Here is a 21,387-nt window from a genome sequence, read left to right as displayed (position 1 = left end):
AAAGGAAATGTTCCGTTCCTTACGATACTGAACTACATTTAAAATTATGAATGAATCGATCCACAAATATTTCCGCGTCGGTGCGCTCCAATGGATGAGTTTTCCCGACAAAGCCTCCCTCATGGAACCGGCTCCATACGCGGCAAAATTCGGCGCCGAGATGCGGATGACCCACAACAATTTCGGTCTTCTCGTAGATCTCTCCCACATCCCGGTCACCCATGAGACCAGCCAGTTCGTCTTCCGCACGCTCCGCCCTTACATCACCCATTTAAAAATACGTTCCATCCCGGTGTGCCAGCGGTTCTTTCTAAGCTCTGGATGAAAGAATCGTACCTGCCGTAGATGGAACGTATTTTTTCGCTTTCTAGTCGTTCTACTTATTTTTTCTTTCTGGATTTTTCGCACGTCAAGTGCATCAATTTGTTAAACAATTGCAATTATTTATCTATTTTTTTCTTCTCCGCGCTTCTCACCGTATTCACCATATACCGGATGACTTCCACCGGGTAATCTCCGACCGCAGTCTCCCCTGTCACCATGATTGAAGCAGCGCCATCCATCACAGCATGGAAGATATCATTTACCTCCGCACGGGTCGGGACAGGGCTGCGCTCCATGGAGGCCAGCATCTGGGTCACTACCATGAACGGCTTTCCCGCCGCCCGGCACTTCTCGGAGATCTGGCGCTGGACACCCGGAAGGTCCCAGAGATGAACGGCATTTCCAAGGTCACCCCTGGCGATCACGATCTCATCCGCCGCCGGAAGAAGTTTCTCCAGTTTCCGGACGCCATCCATGTTTTCGATCTTCGCGAAGAGCCTGATATCCTCCGCTCCCGCCTCCCGAAGCGCCTCTTTTACGCACTCCAAGTCACTGTGATCTCTCACAAATGGCTGCATGACACCGGTCACGCCCATCTCTTTTGCGATCTTAATGTTTGCAAGGTCAGAATTTGTCAGCGTCGGCGGATAGATCTTCGCGCCCGGAAGAGCCGCGCTCTTTCTGCTCTTTAGGAGACCGCCCCAGAGGACCTTTGCGAAATAACGCTTTTCCTGAGTGTTTTCTCCACCATTCTCGGTCACATTTTCCGCTTTTTCCACAATTTTTAAATGGATCTTCCCATCGTCCAGAAGAACTTCCTGACCCGGAATCAGGTATGGGAAGGTGAGTTCCGGCAGCATGATCTTCGCATACTCTCCAGGTGCTTTCACATGGTCACGTTTATTTTGGGACCGATCAGCGTTTCCAGAACCTTTTCCAAATGTATTTTTCTCAGCTGGTATTTTCTCGATATCTTTATTTTCAGATTTCTGTGCGATTTCTTTTCTATCTGCCCCACTTACTGAGGAATCCTTCACTTTTTCTGGGATTCCGCATATCTCTACAATATCCCCATTCTTCAACGAAACAGGCTCAGAGATGGTTCCGGTTCGCAGTTCCGGTCCCTGAAGGTCCACGAGAAGCAGCGGTTTTACCCCGCATTTTTCTGCTGCGCGCTTCATCTTTCCAATCAGATCCCCTGACTCTGCGAGCGTAACATGGGACAGGTTCAGCCGCATTCCTGTCATTCCCAGTGAAAACATCTCCGCCAGCACCTTCTCGCTTGCGCACGCCGGTCCCAGCGTTCCGTATATATTCACCATCTAAACGTCCTCCTGATCCTTATTCTTCCTCAAGCATATCATAAGGCGGCGGGATTGTCATCCAGTTTCCCGGCGGGAAGAACTTTTCCCGACTTTCCTGGCTACAGAACCTGCCACCGGCAGCTTTTTCCAGATGCATGGCAATATAAAAGGTGCGCCAGACCTTTTTTCTCTGTCCGCCACACCTTCTTTTATCGAAGATCCCATTCTTTATTTATCTTTCAAAAACCTTAAACCTGGATTCTATCCGCAACTTCACATCCGATCGCGACTCTGCACATGTCATTTCCAATGATCATCCAGTCATTGTTCCGCAGGATCACATCGATCGGGTTTCCCTCGCAGAAATCGTGGCGATGAAGAAAATCCATCACCTTCTGGTTTCCGAGCATCCACTTAATTGTATAACGTTCCCCTGATTTTGCCGTTGATAAAGCCTGCATAATAACGCCCCCTGATCCTATGCTTTACAATTGTTTTATCGGATATTGTCTGTAAATTTATATGAATTTATTCATTTTGTATCTTCTTTTTATAGAATACTCCTCAAACTATTGGTTAGTCAAGCGTAAAATCAGTTAGGTGCATGTAATCTTTTCGTTTACGGCAAAATCACAAATTCGGTACTGCTAACATAGCATATATTGTTTTTGTAACAGAAAAACCCGCAGAACAAAGTTCTGCGGGTCTCTTACGCTTGGACACAAATATCTCACGGAGATACTATATTTATTTTTTTCCGGTGTCATCTTCTTGTCCGCTTTGCGTCCAAGAAGCCGCGCTTAACAGCGCTATAAAAAGTTATTTCACGATCCGCCCAGGAATGAGTAAACTCCTTCCTGAGCTCCTCATGAAAAACTTTTTGCACCTCTGTATTATATCCGATTACTCGATGATTGTAGCAACTCTACCGGAACCAACAGTTCTGCCGCCCTCACGGATAGCGAAACGAAGACCCTGCTCCATAGCTACCGGATGGATAAGCTCGATTGTCATCTCAACGTTGTCGCCCGGCATGCACATCTCTGTACCTTCCGGAAGCTCGCAAACGCCTGTAACGTCTGTTGTTCTGAAGTAGAACTGCGGACGATAGTTGTTGAAGAACGGTGTATGACGGCCACCCTCGTCTTTAGTAAGAACGTAAACCTGAGCTGTGAATTTCTTGTGGCAGGTTACGGAACCCGGTTTAACAAGACACTGACCTCTCTGGATCTCTGTTCTCTGAACACCACGAAGAAGAGCACCGATGTTATCACCAGCCTGAGCCTGGTCAAGGAGCTTACGGAACATCTCGATACCAGTTACAACTGTCTTACGAGTCTCCTCGTGAATACCAACGATCTCAACCTCATCGTTGAGTTTAAGAGTACCACGCTCTACACGGCCTGTAGCAACTGTACCACGACCTGTGATTGTGAATACATCCTCGATCGGCATAAGGAACGGCTTATCTGTGTCACGAACCGGATCCGGAATGTAGCTATCTACAGCGTCCATAAGTTCCATGATCTTGTCGCCCCACTCACCGTTCGGATCCTCAAGAGCCTTAAGAGCGGAACCCTGGATGATCGGAGTGTCATCGCCCGGGAACTCGTACTCGTTAAGAAGATCTCTGATCTCCATCTCTACGAGCTCAAGAAGCTCCGGATCGTCAACCATATCGCACTTGTTCATGAATACTACGATGTACGGTACGCCTACCTGACGGGAAAGCAGGATGTGCTCTCTTGTCTGAGCCATAACACCATCAGTAGCAGCTACAACGAGGATAGCACCATCCATCTGAGCAGCACCAGTGATCATGTTCTTTACATAGTCAGCATGGCCTGGGCAGTCAACGTGTGCATAGTGTCTCTTCTCTGTCTGATACTCAACGTGAGCTGTGGAGATTGTGATACCACGTTCTCTCTCTTCCGGAGCTTTATCGATATCTTCAAAGTTCTCAGCTGTGTTACCTGCAACTCTTGCTGCAAGAACTTTTGTGATTGCTGCTGTTAATGTTGTTTTACCATGGTCAACGTGTCCAATGGTACCAATGTTACAATGCGGTTTGGTTCTTTCAAACTTAGCTTTTGCCATTTTAAAACGTCCTCCTTAATTTTGCGCCCATTGGGCTATCATATTTAACTTAGGCTGAATACTATTATATTCCATTCGAAAAAGTTTTTCAAGCCTATTCTTGCTATATGCAAGAGGAAACCGGAAATAATCCCGTGGGATTATTTCGCAGCGCCCTTTCTCTCAGCGATGATCTTCTCCTGAACGCTCTTCGGTACCTGCTCGTACTTCTCGAAGAACATGGAGTAGTTACCACGACCCTGTGTTCTGGAACGAAGGTCTGTGGAGTAGCCGAACATCTCAGCAAGCGGAACATATGCCTTAACCATCTTGCCGCCGCCGATATCTTCCATACCCTCGATACGTCCACGACGTGCGTTAACGTCACCGATAACGTCGCCCATGTACTCCTCAGGCATTGTAACCTCTACCTTCATGATCGGCTCAAGAAGTACCGGGTTACCTTTCGCCATAGCATCCTTGAATGCCATGGAACCAGCGATGTGGAATGCCATCTCGGAAGAGTCGACCTCATGGTAAGATCCATCATATACATCTGCAGCTACGCCGAGTACCGGGAATCCGCCAAGGATACCGGCCTTTGTAGCCTCTTCGATACCTTCGCCGACAGCCGGAATGTATTCCTTCGGAATAGCACCGCCGACAACGGAAGAAGTGAACTTGAATGTCTCTTCGCCGTTCGGATCCATCGGTGTGAAGTGTACTTTACAGTGACCGTACTGTCCACGACCACCAGACTGCTTCGCGTACTTGCTGTCTACGTCAACAGCCTTAGTCATTGTCTCTTTATAAGCAACCTGCGGAGCACCAACGTTAGCCTCTACCTTGAATTCACGAAGGAGACGGTCAACGATGATTTCCAGATGCAGCTCACCCATACCGGAGATGATGGTCTGGCCTGTTTCTGTATCAGTATGAACACGGAATGTCGGGTCCTCTTCAGCAAGCTTTGCAAGAGCCTCGCCCATCTTATCCTGTCCGGCTTTTGTCTTCGGCTCGATTGCGATATCGATAACCGGCTCCGGGAATACCATGGACTCAAGGATTACCGGATGCTGCTCGTCACAAATTGTATCACCAGTTGTTGTGGACTTGAATCCAACTGCAGCGGCGATATCACCGGAGTAAACCTTGTCAAGCTCGTGTCTCTTGTTTGCATGCATCTGAAGGATACGGCCAACACGCTCTTTTTTATCTTTTGTTGCGTTTAATACGTAGGAACCGGAGTTCATTGTTCCGGAGTAAACACGGAAGAATGCAAGCTTACCTACGAACGGGTCTGTCATGATCTTGAATGCAAGTGCGGAGAACGGCTCATCATCGGAAGAATGACGAACTACTTCGTTGCCCTCAAGGTCAACGCCCTTGATCGGCGGGATGTCAAGCGGAGACGGCATGTACTCGATGATCGCATCAAGGAGCTTCTGTACGCCTTTGTTTCTGTATGCTGTACCGCAGCATACCGGAATTGCCTGACACTCGCAGGTTGCTTTACGAAGAACCTTCTTCATCTCATCAACGGTCGGCTCCTCACCCTCAAGATACTGCATCATGAGGTCATCATCGAGCTCGCAGATCTTCTCAACGAGTTCGCTGTGGTAAAGCTCTGCATCATCTGCCATATCTTCCGGAATGTCTGTTACGGAGATATCATCGCCCTTATCATCATTGTAGATGTAAGCCTTCATCTCGAAGAGGTCGATGATTCCCTTGAACTCGTCTTCCTTACCGATCGGGAGCTGGATGCAGATCGCGTTCTTGCCAAGTCTTGTACGGATCTGATCTACACAGCCGTAGAAGTTTGCCCCAAGGATATCCATCTTGTTGATGAATGCCATTCTCGGTACGTTGTAGGTATCAGCCTGACGCCATACGTTCTCGGACTGCGGCTCTACACCACCCTTTGCACAGAAAACGCCAACAGCGCCATCAAGTACACGGAGGGAACGCTCAACCTCAACAGTGAAGTCTACGTGGCCTGGTGTATCGATGATGTTGATACGGTGCTCAAGTGCGCCAGCCTTCGGCTTTGTCTTTTCCTGAAGAGTCCAGTGACAAGTCGTAGCTGCGGATGTGATCGTGATACCTCTCTCCTGCTCCTGCTCCATCCAGTCCATGGTAGCTGTACCTTCGTGAGTATCACCGATCTTATAGTTAATACCAGTATAATAAAGGATACGCTCTGTCGTTGTTGTCTTACCAGCATCGATATGAGCCATGATTCCGATATTTCTGGTTCTCTCTAACGGATATTCTCTTCCAGCCAAGGATCTTTCCTCCTATTAGAATCTGTAGTGAGCAAATGCCTTGTTAGCCTCAGCCATCTTATGCATTTCCTCTTTCTTCTTTACAGATGCGCCAGTGTTGTTAGCTGCATCCATAATCTCGTTTGCAAGTCTCTCTACCTGGGTCTTCTCGCTTCTCTTACGGGAATAGAGAGTGATCCAGCGAAGGCCTAATGCCTGTCTTCTCTCCGGCTTAACCTCGATCGGTACCTGGTATGTTGCACCACCGATACGTTTTGCCTTAACCTCGAGAACCGGCATGATGTTGTTCATAGCCTCTTCGAATACTTCTACAGCGTCCTTACCGGTCTTCTCAGCGACCTCTTCGAAAGCGCCGTAAACAATTTTCTGAGCAACGCCCCTCTTACCATCAAGCATGATGTTGTTGATCAGCTTGGTTACAACTTTGTTGCTGTAAAGCGGGTCTGCTAATACGTCTCTTTTCTGAGTATGTCCTTTACGTGGCACGTTACTTCCCTCCTTAATTATAAAAATTATATCATCGGTACTCACATGTTTCCATAAAATGTGTTCGCGCGCGGTTTTCTATCTATCTCCTGCAACCACAGGTCAAATACCACCGGCACTAATATGCGTTGTACGCATTCACTTTATTCCTGTTAGTGATCCCTATGCGGTTGTTCAAGTTTCTATCGACCGCCACTTAAGACGGGAAACTCGAACTCCGCTTCGCTACGTTTGAGTAGCAATAATTGCTTCGCAATTATTTTTTATCTTTCGGTCTCTTTGCGCCGTACTTGGAGCGAGCCTGTCTTCTGTTGGCAACGCCTGCAGTATCAAGAGTACCTCTGATGATGTGGTATCTGGTACCCGGAAGGTCCTTAACACGACCACCACGGATCAGAACAACGGAGTGCTCCTGAAGGTTATGTCCCTCACCCGGGATATAGCTTGTTACTTCAATACCGTTGGAAAGACGTACTCTGGCAATCTTTCTAAGAGCGGAGTTCGGCTTCTTAGGAGTTGCAGTCTTAACAGCTGTGCATACACCTCTCTTCTGCGGAGCAGATGTATCTGTGGCTTTCTTATGAAGGGAATTGTATCCTTTCTGGAGTGCCGGAGCTGTAGATTTCTTTACAGTAGTCTCTCTACCTTTTCTTACTAACTGGTTAAATGTTGGCATTCTTTTCACCTCCTGTGATATTGACTGTTGGTTGCTGCTTTCAGCCTTTATGCGCACAAAAAACGGGACGTACCCGATGCACGCCCCATTATTATATACAGAGTTTTTCTGCATGTCAAGGAGAAACCTTAAATTTTCTTTGAAAATACGGCGTTTTTCGATCATGACACGCCTGGATGAGTTGTCTCAAATTTATCTCTTGTGATTTTGACAGGTTTGGCCTGTTTTTCTCCTGCCAGGAGACTACTCTCCAAGACAGAACATGTCCACGGTCACATCAGCGAGAAGATCTCCCTTTTCATCTGTCACTTCACTGCGGACGATTGTGATGGATCTGCCGCGGCGGATCAAGATGCCTTTTGCATAGACCGTTCCTTCCGATACGTTCCGGATAAAGTTTATATGGGCACTCTGGGTCACATATTTTCTTCCGTCGGCTCTGGCCGTGAGGCCTGTTACCACATCTGCCAGAGCATAGAGCATTCCGCCATGGACCATGCCCATCAGGTTTGTCACGCCGTGAGTGATCTTCATACTGATCTCACTGCATTCCGGGGAGATCTTTTCAATCTTCATATTGGTATATCCCATAAATGGATTGTGTTTTACATACTCGTCCGGGTCGAGGACGTTCCATGTTTCTTTCATGACTTTTTCCTCCTTCTGCGTTCCGGCAGTGTCAATAATCCCATCGCACAGCCGGTCCGGAATAGATTTTTGCCCGCAACTGCAAAGGTACTGAACTGTTACAAGCACTGTATATTTTCAGACAGGATTTTACCATACCAGAAATTTTCATGCAAGACCCCCGGTGCGATTTGATCCCCCCCGATGCGATTTAGTCCACATCCGATACACATTCTGGAACGATACCGCTCCCGGGCTGAACCGTTACAAATCTCTTTCGATCCTGAGGGAGACCGCATCTGCGGTCTCCTCTTTTAATCTATCCTTCGTTAGGGATTGGGTGCCAGAAGTCCAGCCGTTCTCAGATTTGCAAGTAATTCATTAAACTGATTCACCACGTTCTCCGAGTCTGTGGCATTTGCCACCGGAGCGGCCGCTGTCACTGTCCCTGCGGGACCTGTCGGACCGGTTGGCCCCTGTGGACCCATCGCACCTGTCGCTCCCACTGCTCCTGCCGGACCCATCGGGCCCATCGCACCTGTCGCTCCCACTGCTCCTGCCGGACCCATCGGGCCCATCGGACCTGTCGCTCCCACTGCTCCTGCCGGACCCATCGGGCCCATCGGACCTGTCGCTCCCACTGCTCCTGCCGGACCCATCGGGCCCATCGGACCTGTCGCTCCCACTGCTCCTGCCGGACCCATCGGGCCCATCGGACCTGTCGCTCCCACTGCTCCTGCCGGACCCATCGGGCCCATCGGACCTGTCGCTCCCACTGCTCCTGCCGGACCCATCGGGCCCATCGGACCTGTCGCTCCCACTGCTCCTGCCGGACCCATCGGGCCCATCGGACCTGTCGCTCCCACTGCTCCTGCCGGACCCATCGGGCCCATCGGACCTGTCGCTCCCACTGCTCCTGCCGGACCCATCGGGCCCATCGGACCTGTCGCTCCCACTGCTCCTGCCGGACCCATCGGGCCCATCGGACCTGTCGCTCCCACTGCTCCTGCCGGACCCATCGGGCCCATCGGACCTGTCGCTCCCACTGCTCCTGCCGGACCCATCGGACCCATCGGACCTGTCGCTCCCACTGCTCCTGCCGGTCCCATCGGGCCCATCGGACCTGTCGCTCCCACTGCTCCTGCCGGACCCATCGGGCCCATCGGACCTGTCGCTCCCGGCGCTCCTGCCGGACCCATCGGACCTGTCGCTCCCACTGCTCCTGCCGGACCCATCGGGCCCATCGGCCCTGTCACTCCCGGCGCTCCTGCCGGTCCCATCGGGCCCATCGGGCCTGTCGCTCCCGGCGCTCCGTCAAATCCCGGAAACCCCTGTGGACCTCTCGGTCCTTCAGGCCCCGGGCATCCCTGAGGGCCTCTCGGACCCTGCGGTCCCCGGCAGCAGCAGGTTCCGTGTCTCCAGCCATATCCCCAGCCGCTTCCGCAATTTCCACCACAGCCGCCTCTTCTGTTTCCTCCGCAGCCACAATTCCCACCGCAGCCACCTCTTCCATCTCCGCCACAGCCCTGCGTTCCGTCCCAGCGGTCTCTTCCGTCTCGGCCACAGCAACAGTTCCCATCCCAGTGTCCTCTCTCGTCTCCACCCCGGCAGTTCTCTGCTCTGCAGTCCTCGTTCTCCCAGAAATCATATTCATAATTGCGCATGATCAATTCCCCTTTCAGCATATTTTCCTTGCGGACATCCCATACAGGTTGTTCGCTTACTATAATCTATGCTGCCCGTCCGAAACTGCTACTTCTGCGATTTTTTGTCCAAAACTCCGGCTGTCACCTCTCTGTCTCCGTTCAATTTGCTGCACTTTTCTTTTCTCAAAATATTTCCTGTTTAACTGGCATGTCTCCGTCCCCGGCCGGCACCTCTCCGCCAGCTCATTATACCGTTCCGCCGTTTTCCATTCCCCCAGCCTGTCGTAGCAGACACACATCTGCAGATACGGAATATATCCCCGGCACTCCGGCATCACGAAACCGTCCTCCCCGGTCCACCTTCCGGTCCGGACTGCCTGCCCGTACCAGAAAATTGCGTCGCGATAGCGCCTGGCCGAGAAGAACCACCATCCGAGATCACAGCAGAGCTCCGGCTTCGGGATCCCCTCAGAAAGTCCGGAAAGCAGAAACTTTAGTGCCCGGTCCCGATCTCCGATCCGGTACATACAGTACGCCCCATGCCTGCAGGCATCCACCCGGTCTTCCCGCCAGCCATCCGGCAGTTCCAGATATTCCGAAAATACGGAAGCGGCATCCCGGTATCTTCTGTGGTAATATAATTCCTTTCCGTAATAATACTGATCCCGCGGAGATAGTTTCCCCTTCTCCCGGAGCATCTGCTCAAATATCCGAAGATTCCTATCCGGATCCCCTGTCCCCACTTTCCGGTGCTCGATCATGATATCTTCCCGCACTACTTTTCCAAAGGGTTCCACCGCCTCATGGATGCGCCCTTTCCATACGGCTTTTCCGCACCGTCTTAAAAGGCGTTCTCTATAAAAGAAAAATGACGGTGCGCCATCCCCGTCATATCCAACCGCGTATTTCATCATCACTACATCCGGCCGTTCCATATCCAGCCGTCTTTTCAGATCCATCAGTTTTCTCCACTCTTCCTGCCTTATCACATCATCTGCATCCAGCCAGAACAGGTAATCCCCCGTTCCCCTGGAAAAAGCAAAATTTCTCGCCGCTGCAAAGTCATCCTTCCATTTAAAATCATAAACCTTGTCCGTAAAAGAAAATGCGATCTCCTTCGTCCGGTCCGTAGATCCCGTGTCCACAATTATGATCTCATCCGCAAATCCCCGCACGCAGGACAGGCATCTTCCGAGGACCTTTTCCTCATTGCGCACGATCATGCATAGGCTGATGGATACCATAATCTCTCCCTCTTTGTCCTGTTTCTTCTATCTTAATATATGAGAGATGCTCCAATCTGCTATTCTCCCAGACGCAGTAACGGGCAGATCTCATTACAGTTGAAACTCCATTTCTGCAAAGCCTGCCGCTTCCATCTGTGAACAGGGATTTCCTGTGGCACAAAAAGGCGCTGATCTGCCATGACCTCTCAGCCATACGCAAACCAGCGCCATTTACACTTCACTTTTTAACATGCCAGACCGGTCCCGATTTTACTGTCCCTATTCCGCATCTGCCACATAAGCCACAGCAATATCTTCGTAGCCATCTGTAGATGGAATCTCAAAATAAACTTTCTTGCCCGGATTCTTATATGTCATATTGATATCCATCTTATAGTTCATCTCATCAGCTTCGGATGTTGTATGATCTGTGACACTCATTCCGTAGTCCATAAACATCTTCATAGCCTCGCAATAGCCATCCTTGTTGACCGTCATCTCGCCGTTCGACTCATTGATCTTCATGTCCAGAGTGACCCCAAGCTCCTCGTAGGTCTCTGCGGTCGCGCTGGTAACTGCGGTCAGGATCTCGTTGATCTTCTGGTCATCAATAGTGAATGCAAGTTTCCTTGTGTCACCGCTTGTATACATTCTCAAGCCTTTGACAACATCCGTATCCAGATCCATGTTGATCTGTGTGGCCTGAGCTTTCGCAGCTTCCAGATCCATGGCCTGCCTGTACTTGATGCCCATAGTGTTCACATACATGTATCCGTCTGTGTAGAACATATCGATCGGCACTGCGGTTCCAAGCGTATCCGCGGTACCCTTGCATACAAACTGCATGTCTCCGTTCGCGTCCTCTTTCATCATCAGCTTCATATTCATGGACATATCAATATTCTGTCCGAGATAAGACATGGTGATCGTATAGTCCACATCGATATTCGCGCTCGGGAGAGACTCGCTAAGCTGCTGTGCTTCCTCATAGACCTTCAGCGCCTCCGGATCGTTCTCCGCGACAGCGGTCGGAACTGCCTTTACCTGGGTAACACCATTTACGCTCCAGGCACCATTTTTGTCGATCTCATATCCGTCCGCATGACTCGTATTTGTCTGCGCATATCCGGCATTCATCTGCAGATAACCGGAATTTCCGAAATAATAGCACTGTGCCCAGCCATCATGATCACCATCGATCCAGTACCAGCCGTTCCGGCAGTAGGAACCGTCATCGTTCTCATACCACCAGCCGTTCATATCCTCGTGCCATTCGCCCGCGAATGCCGGGAAGGACAGTGCCATTGCTAACGGCATCGCTGCAGTAAGGATCATTTTCCACTTTTTCATAAGAGAGACCTCCTTAAAATTCAACAACCGCATCGGTCATCTGCACAAGTTTCCAGATGCCGGAGCGCCTGTTCTGTCACCCATCTGCCCACATACTTCCGTGAGTTCCATATCTCAAGTATAGCAGTTCAACCATGCAATCGCAAACCCTTTTTCCTGTAGACTTCTTACGTTTTCTTTAACTGCAAAAATCCGGCAAAGCGCTTCTGCACACTCTGCCGGATTCAATCTTTTTTCTTTATTCCAGATATGACTGCTCTGCCTGTATGACTGCGTAATAATCATCCCATTTCTCTGAGATCAGTTTCTCGATCCCCTGTTTTACCTCTTCGTTCGTTTTCCCATACTGGAATGGGACCACCGCGTCGAAGATCAGGTTCGTATGAGTCGGCCCCTGGATCATGCGGAAATCATGGATGGTGACGCCCGGAAAATGTTCGTTGATCATGTCAACAACTTCCTTTTTTGTCTCATTGATCGCCTCGTTATTCACGACGATCGGATCCATGTGGATCACGGCCTCACAGCCAAGTTTTTCCTTCAATTCCTTCTCGATCCGATCGATCACATCGTGGATCTCAAAGATATCGCAATCCCCTGACACTTCCCCGTGGAGGGATATCATGCGCCTCCCCGGGCCGTAATCGTGGACCACTAGATCATGGATCCCAAGGATCTCAGGATGAGCCATAACGATCGTCCTGATCTCATTTACAAATTCTCTGGAAGGCGGTTCTCCGAGAAGCGGATTCAGGGTATCCTTCGCCGCGCCAAATCCTGCATACAATACAAAGCATGCCACCAGGCAGCCGCACCATCCATCGATACTAATGCCTGTCACATGGGCCACAGCCATGGAGATCAGAACCGCCGTTGTCGCGATGGAATCGCTCATACTGTCCATAGCCGTCGCTTTCATGGTCTCCGACTGGATCTTTTTGCCGACTGTCCGATTGTAAAAGCACATGTATCCCTTTACACAGATGGAGACCACAAGGATCCCCACCGCCAGAGCGCCTGTCTCCACCGGCTCCGGATGAAAGATCTTCTTTATGGAAGTTTTGAAAAGCTCGATTCCCATGAGAATGATGACCATGGAAACTCCAAATCCGGAGACATACTCGATGCGCCCGTGTCCAAAGGGGTGATCCGCGTCAGCCTTCATGCCGGAAAATTTAAATCCCACAAGAGATATAAAGGATGATCCTGCATCTGACAGGTTATTGAATGCATCCGCCGTAATAGCGATGGATCCACTGATCACACCCGCCAGATATTTTCCGGCAAACAGAAATACATTGAGCGCGATGCCCACAATACTGCAGAGCATGCCGTAGGCACGGCGCACATCGCTGTTCCCGAATTGATCTCTGTTTTTAATAAATAAGCCGGACAGTATCGTAATCATGTAAAACACCTCCATCGGTCCGCACACTTGCCGCGCCAAGCCAAAAATCAAGAAATTGTAATTCAGGTCTTCTCACATTCAGCACAGAAAGCCCATCGGCTCGCCGAATCGTTACAAGTTGCTTTCTTCTAACCATCTGTATACTCAAACAGCGAGGAAAAACATGATCTTTCATGTTCTCCTCGCTGTTCTTATATGCCTCAGCATACGGAAAAGTTCCTGTTTCCAGAAAGCTTTCCGATATATTTATTTGTCAAAATACCGATCACTCATCGACATCCTGTGTATCATCCTCGTTGAGAATGATCTTATCTGCTTCCTCAAGCGGAGCATCCGTCTCCTCCTGCGGTTCTTCAGCAACCGGTGCTTCCTGCTCCGGCTTCTTCTCCTCGATCTCGCCTGTGCTGAGCTTGATATTGCGGTAACGCTTCATTCCGGTACCAGCCGGGATCAGCTTACCGATAATAACATTCTCTTTCAGACCGATCAGGTGATCGACCTTACCGTTGATCGCAGCCTCAGTAAGAACCTTTGTGGTCTCCTGGAAGGATGCGGCAGATAAGAAGGAATCGGTCGCAAGGGATGCCTTTGTGATACCGAGCATGACCTGTTTGCCCTCTGCCGGCTGTTTGCCTGCAGCGATGAGCTCCTCGTTCATCTCGTTGAAATCAAGAACATCCATGGATACGCCCGGAAGAACGTCGGAATCGCCGCTCTCCTCGACACGGATCTTCTTTAACATCTGACGCACGATCATCTCGATATGCTTATCGTTGATCTCTACACCCTGTAAGCGGTAAACGCGCTGCACCTCACGGATCATGTAATCCTGTACGGCACGAACGCCCTTAACCTTTAACAGGTCGTGCGGGTTGATGCTACCCTCTGTAAGAACGTCGCCGGCCTCGAGAACCTGTCCGTCCGCAACTTTGATTCTGGAACCATAGGGGATCAGATAAGTCTTGGAGTTTCCTGTCTCCTGGTCCGTAACGATGATCTCACGTTTTTTCTTTGTATCTTTAATTGTAACAACACCACCGAATTCAGCGATGATCGCAAGTCCCTTCGGGCGTCTGGCCTCGAAAAGCTCCTCGACACGGGGAAGACCCTGTGTGATATCGCCGCCGGCAACACCGCCGGAGTGGAATGTACGCATGGTCAGCTGTGTACCAGGCTCACCGATGGACTGTGCGGCAATGATACCAACAGCCTCTCCGACCTGTACCGGCTGGCCTGTCGCCATGTTTGCGCCGTAGCACTTGGAGCAGACACCGATATGGCACTTACATGTCAGGACTGTACGGATCTTAACAGTATTTCTGCCGAGCTTCTCAAGAACCTTGATAACGGCTGCGGCACGTTTCGGTGTACACATATGGTTAGCCTTAACAACAACTTCTCCGGTATCCGGATCTGTGATCGTCTCAGCGATATATCTGCCTGTCAATCTCTCCTGCAGCGTCTCGATGGTCTCTTTACCGTCCGTAAAGCCCTCGATCTCCATGTACGGGATCGTTCCCTTGCTTTCACAGCAGTCTGTCTCACGGATGATAAGGTCCTGGGATACGTCAACAAGACGTCTTGTCAGGTAACCGGAGTCGGCTGTACGAAGAGCGGTATCGGACATACCTTTTCTCGCACCATGTGCGGAGATGAAGTACTCAAGTACGTCAAGACCTTCACGGAAGTTGGACTTGATCGGGAGTTCGATCGTGTGACCGGTCGTATCCGCCATGAGTCCTCGCATACCGGCAAGCTGCTTGATCTGCTTATCGGAACCACGGGCTCCGGAGTCCGCCATCATGAAGATGTTGTTGTATTTATCAAGACCTGTCAGAAGGTCATGTGTCAACTGGTCATCGGTTGCTTTCCATACATCGATAACTTCTTTGTAACGCTCTTCCTCTGTGATAAGACCACGGCGGAAGTTCTTAGCGATACGGTCAACGGTAGCTTCTGCGTCTGCAAGGAGCTGCTTCTTTGTTGCCGGGACAGTCATATCGGAAATGGATACGGTCATAGCTGCTCTTGTGGAGTACTTGTAACCGATCGCCTTGATATCGTCCAGGGTGATCGCTGTCTGGATCGCTCCGTGTGTATTGATGACTTTCTCGAGGATCTGCTTTAACTGTTTCTTCTTTACGAGGAAATCGATCTCCGGCTTTAACTCGTTGCCCGGGATCGTTCTGTCTACAAATCCAAGATCCTGTGGGATGATCTCGTTGAAGAGGATACGTCCGACAGTTGTATCAACGATACCAGACATTGTTCTTCCATCCGGAAGAGTCTTTGTCACACGGACTTTGATTCTTGCGTGAAGAGTAACGGCACCGTTCTCATATGCAAGAAGTGCTTCGTTCGGGCTCTTGAAGAACATTCCCTCGCCCTTTGCGCCCGGTCTCTCCTGTGTCAGATAGTAGATACCGAGAACCATATCCTGGGAAGGAACGGCTACCGGACCACCATCAGACGGCTTTAACAGGTTGTTCGGGGAGAGAAGAAGGAAGCGGCACTCTGCCTGAGCTTCCATGGTAAGCGGAAGGTGAACCGCCATCTGGTCTCCATCGAAGTCCGCGTTGAATGCGGTACAAACGAGCGGATGAAGCTTGATCGCCTTACCTTCTACAAGGATCGGCTCGAACGCCTGAATACCAAGACGGTGAAGAGTAGGAGCACGGTTTAACATAACCGGATGCTCTTTGATTACATCCTCAAGTACGTCCCAGACCTCTGTCTGGAGGCGCTCAACCATCTTCTTCGCGTTCTTGATGTTATGTGCGGTTCCGTTAGCAACGAGTTCCTTCATAACGAACGGTTTGAAGAGCTCGATCGCCATCTCCTTCGGGAGACCGCACTGATAGATCTTAAGTTCCGGTCCAACGACGATAACGGAACGTCCGGAATAGTCAACTCGCTTACCGAGAAGGTTCTGACGGAAACGTCCCTGTTTACCCTTTAACATATCGGAAAGGGACTTTAACGCACGGTTTCCAGGACCTGTAACCGGTCTGCCGCGTCTGCCGTTATCGATCAGGGCATCAACGGCCTCCTGAAGCATTCTCTTCTCGTTGCGGACGATAATATCCGGAGCACCGAGCTCAAGAAGTCTTGCAAGACGGTTGTTACGGTTGATGATTCTTCTGTATAAGTCATTTAAGTCGGATGTCGCGAAACGTCCACCGTCAAGCTGAACCATCGGACGGATATCCGGCGGGATAACCGGAATCACATTCATGATCATCCACTCCGGTCTGTTTCCGGAGCTGCGGAATGCATCTACGACCTCAAGACGTTTGATGATTCTCGCTCTCTTCTGTCCGGATGCCTCCTGGAGAGCTTTTCTAAGCTCTTCGGAGTCTTTATCCAGATCGATATTCTTTAAAAGTTCCTGAACAGCCTCAGCACCCATTCCCACACGGAATGTGCCGTAGCCGTACTTTTCAACAGCATCACGGTACTCTTTCTCAGAAAGGACCTGTTTTAACTGAAGGCCGGTATTGCCGGCATCCAGAACGATATAGGAAGCGAAGTACAGGACTTTCTCGAGGACTCTCGGAGAGATATCCAGAATCAGGCCCATACGGCTCGGAATACCTTTAAAATACCAGATATGGGATACCGGAGCAGCAAGCGCAATGTGTCCGATACGCTCACGGCGGACGCTGGATTTTGTTACCTCAACGCCGCAGCGGTCACAGATAACACCTTTATATCTGATTTTCTTGTATTTACCACAATGACACTCCCAGTCCTTGGTCGGTCCAAAGATTCTCTCACAGTACAGACCGTCTTTCTCCGGCTTTAAGGTTCTGTAGTTGATGGTCTCCGGTTTCTTAACCTCACCATGGGACCATTCCAGAATCTTTTCCGAAGAGGCAAGTCCGATACGGATCGCGTCGAATGTCATCGGCTGATAAGTTTCATTTGTCTCAGGCATGAACGGTACTCCCTTCTAATTATTTGTCGTCATCCTCGGTATAATCGTCATCGACATAGTCGTCTTTGGCACCGTCGTTTGTATAGTCATCGTCTTCCACATTGACAAGCTCGTCGCCCTTGAATTCCTGCTTCTGGAATCCGTAGTCGGATAAGTCTTCCTTATCGTTGTAGCGGCGGTCTCCCTCGATGATGGAACGAAGGTCATAGTTGGTATCGGAGTAGTCGATGTTCTCAGACATATCGACCTCTTCACCGTTGTCACGCAGCACTCTTACGTCCAGTCCGAGAGACTGTAACTCTTTTAAGAGTACCTTGAAGGACTCCGGAATACCCGGCTCCGGAATGTTCTCGCCCTTGATGATCGCCTCGTAGGTCTTTACACGTCCTACAACATCATCGGACTTCACAGTCAGGATCTCCTGAAGGGTGTAAGCCGCACCGTAAGCCTCAAGAGCCCAAACCTCCATCTCACCGAAACGCTGTCCGCCGAACTGTGCTTTACCACCTAACGGCTGCTGTGTTACCAGTGCGTATGGACCTGTGGAACGGGCATGGATCTTATCATCAACCAGGTGATGCAGTTTCAGGTAGTGCATGTGTCCGATCGTAGTCGGGCCATCGAAGTATTCACCTGTACGTCCGTCGCGGAGCTGTACTTTACCGGTACGGCTGATCGGAACGCCTTTCCAGAGAGCACGATGGTCAAGGTGCTCGCCGAGGTATTCCATCGCATCCGGACGAAGGATATCCTTATATTTCTCCTGGAATGCATCCCATTCCATGTTTACATAATCATTTGCAAGCTCCAGTGTATCCTGGATATCGTTCTCGTCCGCGCCATCGAATACCGGTGTGGAAACGTTAAAGCCGAGTGCCTTTGCAGCAAGGCTTAAATGGATCTCGAGGACCTGTCCGATGTTCATTCGGGACGGCACGCCTAACGGGTTTAATACGATATCGAGCGGACGGCCATTCGGAAGGAACGGCATATCCTCTACCGGAAGTACACGGGAGACAACACCCTTGTTACCATGACGGCCGGCCATCTTATCACCGACAGAGATCTTACGTTTCTGTGCGATGTAGATGCGGACTGTCTCGTTTACGCCAGGAGCAAGCTCGTCGCCGTTCTCTCTTGTGAAGAGTTTCGCGTCGATGATGGTTCCGTATGCGCCGTGCGGTACCTTTAAGGATGTATCGCGGACCTCTCTTGCCTTCTCACCGAAGATTGCGCGGAGAAGTCTTTCTTCTGCAGTCAGCTCGGTCTCTCCCTTCGGAGTTACCTTTCCGACTAAGATATCACCGGCACGTACCTCAGCGCCGATGCGGATGATTCCTCTCTCATCCAGGTCTTTTAATGCGTCCTCACCAACACCCGGAACATCTCTTGTGATCTCTTCCGGTCCTAACTTGGTGTCACGGGATTCGCATTCATATTCTTCAATATGAACAGATGTGTATACATCGTTCATAACGAGTTTTTCGCTTAAGAGAACCGCATCCTCGTAGTTGTAACCTTCCCAGGTCATGAATCCGATCAGCGGGTTCTTACCAAGTGCGATCTCTCCATCCTTTGTGGACGGTCCGTCTGCGATAACCTCGCCCTTCTCTACATGGTCTCCCTTGTAAACGATCGGCTTCTGGTTGTAGCTGTTGGACTGGTTGCTTCGTGAGAATTTGATCAGGCGGTAAACATCGCGGTTTCCGTCAGAATCTCTCTTGATCACGATCTCATTGGACGCGGAGCGCTCAACAACGCCGGCATTCTTTGCAACAACGCAGACACCGGAGTCAACGGCAGCCTTGCCCTCGATACCGGTACCAACGACCGGAGCTTCTGTGGAAAGAAGCGGTACTGCCTGACGCTGCATGTTGGATCCCATCAGGGCACGGTTCGCGTCATCGTTCTGTAAGAACGGGATCATGGATGTAGCGACAGAGAATACCATTCTCGGGGATACGTCCATTAAATCGATCTGTCTCTTCTGGAAGGAGGAAGTCTCCTCACGGAAACGACCGGATACGTTGTTGTGGATGAAGTGGCCTTCCTCATCGAGCGGCTCGTTCGCCTGTGCTACGATGTAGTTATCCTCTTCGTCCGCGGTCATATAAACGACTTCATCGGTAACACGCGGGTTTGCCGGGTCAGTCTTATCTACGACACGGTACGGAGCCTCAACGAAACCGTACTGGTTTACCTTTGCATAGCTCGCAAGGGAGTTGATCAGACCGATGTTCGGTCCCTCAGGAGTCTCGACCGGACACATACGGCCATAGTGGGTGTAGTGTACATCTCGAACCTCGAATCCCGCACGTTCTCTGGACAGACCGCCCGGTCCTAACGCGGAGAGACGTCTCTTATGCGTAAGCTCGGATAACGGGTTGTTCTGGTCCATGAACTGGGATAACTGGGAGCTTCCGAAGAACTCCTTCACTGCTGCGGTTACCGGTTTGATATTGATCAAGGACTGCGGAGTGATTCCGTCGATGTCCTGTGTCGTCATTCTTTCGCGTACCACACGCTCCATTCTGGAGAGACCGATGCGGTACTGGTTCTGAAGCAGCTCGCCGACTGCACGGATACGACGGTTTCCAAGATGATCGATATCATCCTTTACGCCGATGCCGTACTCAAGGTGCATATTGTAGTTGATGGAAGCAAGGATATCTTCCTTCGTGATGCACTTCGGAACGAGCTCGTGGATGTTGCGGCGGAGTTCTGCTTTCAGCTCTTCCTCGTCATCCCCTGCTTTTTCCAGAATCTCTTTTAATACCGGGTAGTATACTAATTCTGTAATACCTACTTCTTCCGGATTAAATGTTACGTATGCGGAAAGATCTACCATGAGGTTTGAGAGAACCTTCTCTACACGTTCCTCAGTCTGGATCCATACGTACGGGATCGCTGCGTTCTGGATCGCGATCGCCTGGTCCTTTGTGATTGCCTTTCCTGCTTCGGCAAGGATTTCACCTGTAGATGTATCGACGATATCCTCAGACGGAATCTGTCCTACGATACGGTTCTTCATGTGGAGCTTCTTGTTGAATTTGTATCTGCCGACCTTCGCGAGATCGTATCTTCTCGGATCAAAGAACATACCATTTAACAGGCTCTCAGCGCTGTCAACGGACAGCGGCTCGCCCGGACGGATCTTCTTATATAATTCAAGGAGACCATCCTGATAGTTGTCGGATGTATCTTTTCCAAAGCTTGCGAGAAGCTTCGGCTCTTCACCGAAGAGATCGATGATCTCGGCGTTTGTTCCATATCCGAGCGCACGAATCAGGACTGTAACCGGGACCTTTCTCGTACGGTCTACACGGACATAGAACACGTCGTTGGAATCGGTCTCATACTCTAACCATGCTCCACGGTTCGGGATCACGGTACAGGAGTATAATTCCTTACCGATCTTATCATGATCGATTCCATAATATATACCTGGGGAACGTACCAACTGGCTGACGATAACACGCTCGGCACCGTTAATAACGAAGGAGCCGGTATCTGTCATTAACGGCAGATCGCCCATGAAAATCTCATGTTCATTGATTTCATCTTTATCTTTGTTGCAGAGTCTCACCTTAACCTTTAAAGGTGCCGCGTAAGTCGCATCACGCTCTTTGCACTCTTCGATCGTATATTTGATGTCATCTTTGCACAGCGTGAAGTCTACAAACTCCAGGCTCAGATGTCCAGCAAAGTCAGCGATCGGAGAGATATCGTCAAAGACCTCTTTCAGGCCCTCGTCGAGGAACCACTGATAAGAATCCTTCTGGATCTCGATCAGGTTCGGCATCTCAAGAACTTCTTTCTGTCTTGAGAAGCTCATTCTTACGCTCTTGCCGGCCGGCACCGGACGCATTCTGCTTTTCTCCATTTGACGTTTCACCCCTGTTTTCTTTCTCTATAATCAATAGCCAATTTTGGGCATACTGGTACCATATGCACATGATACCACAATAGTGCACATTTCATACTATCATGGGTTTGTCAATCTGTCAAGCACTTTTTTACAAGGTTTTCCTGGACGTTG

At 50.2% G+C, this 21,387-nt stretch carries 13 protein-coding genes and 1 pseudogene; 1 reads left to right on the top strand and 13 read right to left on the bottom strand.

What is annotated here, in order from left to right:
• Positions 1-106: 106 nt before the first annotated feature.
• Positions 107-271: pseudogene (locus DW677_RS05455) on the top strand (sugar phosphate isomerase/epimerase); the annotation flags it as partial.
• A gap of 169 nt (positions 272-440) precedes the next feature.
• On the opposite strand, the gene DW677_RS05450 reads toward DW677_RS05455, so the two are convergent.
• From DW677_RS05450 to DW677_RS05385, 13 genes are all read right to left on the bottom strand, one after another.
• Complete coding sequence (locus DW677_RS05450; protein WP_117566633.1) at positions 441-1,646, bottom strand: pyruvate kinase; 1,206 nt, start codon at positions 1,644-1,646, stop codon at positions 441-443.
• Positions 1,647-1,876: 230 nt separating this feature from the next.
• Complete coding sequence (locus DW677_RS05445; RefSeq protein WP_015553338.1) at positions 1,877-2,089, bottom strand: FeoA family protein; 213 nt, start codon at positions 2,087-2,089, stop codon at positions 1,877-1,879.
• A 442-nt stretch (positions 2,090-2,531) separates the two neighbouring features.
• On the bottom strand, positions 2,532-3,725 hold the full coding sequence (tuf, locus tag DW677_RS05440) for an elongation factor Tu (protein ID WP_015553337.1): 1,194 nt from the start codon (positions 3,723-3,725) through the stop codon (positions 2,532-2,534).
• Between the two features lie 140 nt (positions 3,726-3,865).
• On the bottom strand, positions 3,866-5,992 hold the full coding sequence (gene fusA, locus DW677_RS05435; RefSeq protein WP_117469197.1) for an elongation factor G: 2,127 nt from the start codon (positions 5,990-5,992) through the stop codon (positions 3,866-3,868).
• Positions 5,993-6,007: 15 nt separating this feature from the next.
• The gene (gene rpsG, locus DW677_RS05430; RefSeq protein WP_021905592.1) at positions 6,008-6,478 is read right to left on the bottom strand and encodes a 30S ribosomal protein S7; all 471 of its coding nucleotides are present in this window, start codon (positions 6,476-6,478) and stop codon (positions 6,008-6,010) included.
• A gap of 256 nt (positions 6,479-6,734) precedes the next feature.
• Complete coding sequence (gene rpsL / locus DW677_RS05425; protein ID WP_117483763.1) at positions 6,735-7,154, bottom strand: 30S ribosomal protein S12; 420 nt, start codon at positions 7,152-7,154, stop codon at positions 6,735-6,737.
• 243 nt (positions 7,155-7,397) lie between these two features.
• Positions 7,398-7,802, bottom strand: coding sequence for a PaaI family thioesterase (locus tag DW677_RS05420; protein WP_015553334.1), 405 nt, complete (start codon positions 7,800-7,802; stop codon positions 7,398-7,400).
• A 308-nt stretch (positions 7,803-8,110) separates the two neighbouring features.
• Positions 8,111-9,445 carry a hypothetical protein gene (locus DW677_RS05415; protein WP_181968304.1) on the bottom strand — a complete coding sequence of 445 codons (1,335 nt, stop codon included), beginning with the start codon at positions 9,443-9,445 and terminating at the stop codon, positions 8,111-8,113.
• A 59-nt stretch (positions 9,446-9,504) separates the two neighbouring features.
• A complete protein-coding gene (locus DW677_RS05405; protein ID WP_242992110.1) occupies positions 9,505-10,671 on the bottom strand; it encodes a glycosyltransferase in 1,167 nt (388 codons plus the stop codon).
• A 261-nt stretch (positions 10,672-10,932) separates the two neighbouring features.
• A complete protein-coding gene (locus DW677_RS05400) occupies positions 10,933-12,003 on the bottom strand; it encodes a hypothetical protein (protein ID WP_117566632.1) in 1,071 nt (356 codons plus the stop codon).
• Between the two features lie 238 nt (positions 12,004-12,241).
• Entirely contained in the window at positions 12,242-13,411 is a 1,170-nt protein-coding gene (locus DW677_RS05395) for a cation diffusion facilitator family transporter (RefSeq protein ID WP_117566631.1), read from the bottom strand.
• Between the two features lie 265 nt (positions 13,412-13,676).
• On the bottom strand, positions 13,677-17,348 hold the full coding sequence (gene rpoC, locus DW677_RS05390) for a DNA-directed RNA polymerase subunit beta' (RefSeq protein ID WP_117566630.1): 3,672 nt from the start codon (positions 17,346-17,348) through the stop codon (positions 13,677-13,679).
• Between the two features lie 19 nt (positions 17,349-17,367).
• The gene (locus DW677_RS05385; RefSeq protein WP_117505298.1) at positions 17,368-21,231 is read right to left on the bottom strand and encodes a DNA-directed RNA polymerase subunit beta; all 3,864 of its coding nucleotides are present in this window, start codon (positions 21,229-21,231) and stop codon (positions 17,368-17,370) included.
• Positions 21,232-21,387 lie beyond the last annotated feature (156 nt).

This window comes from Clostridium sp. AM25-23AC (assembly GCF_003435125.1).
GTDB classification, from domain to species: Bacteria; Bacillota; Clostridia; order Lachnospirales; family Lachnospiraceae; genus Pilosibacter; species Pilosibacter fragilis.
Note: the sequence above shows the minus strand (reverse complement) of the source record. Positions and strands in the feature narration are given on the sequence as shown.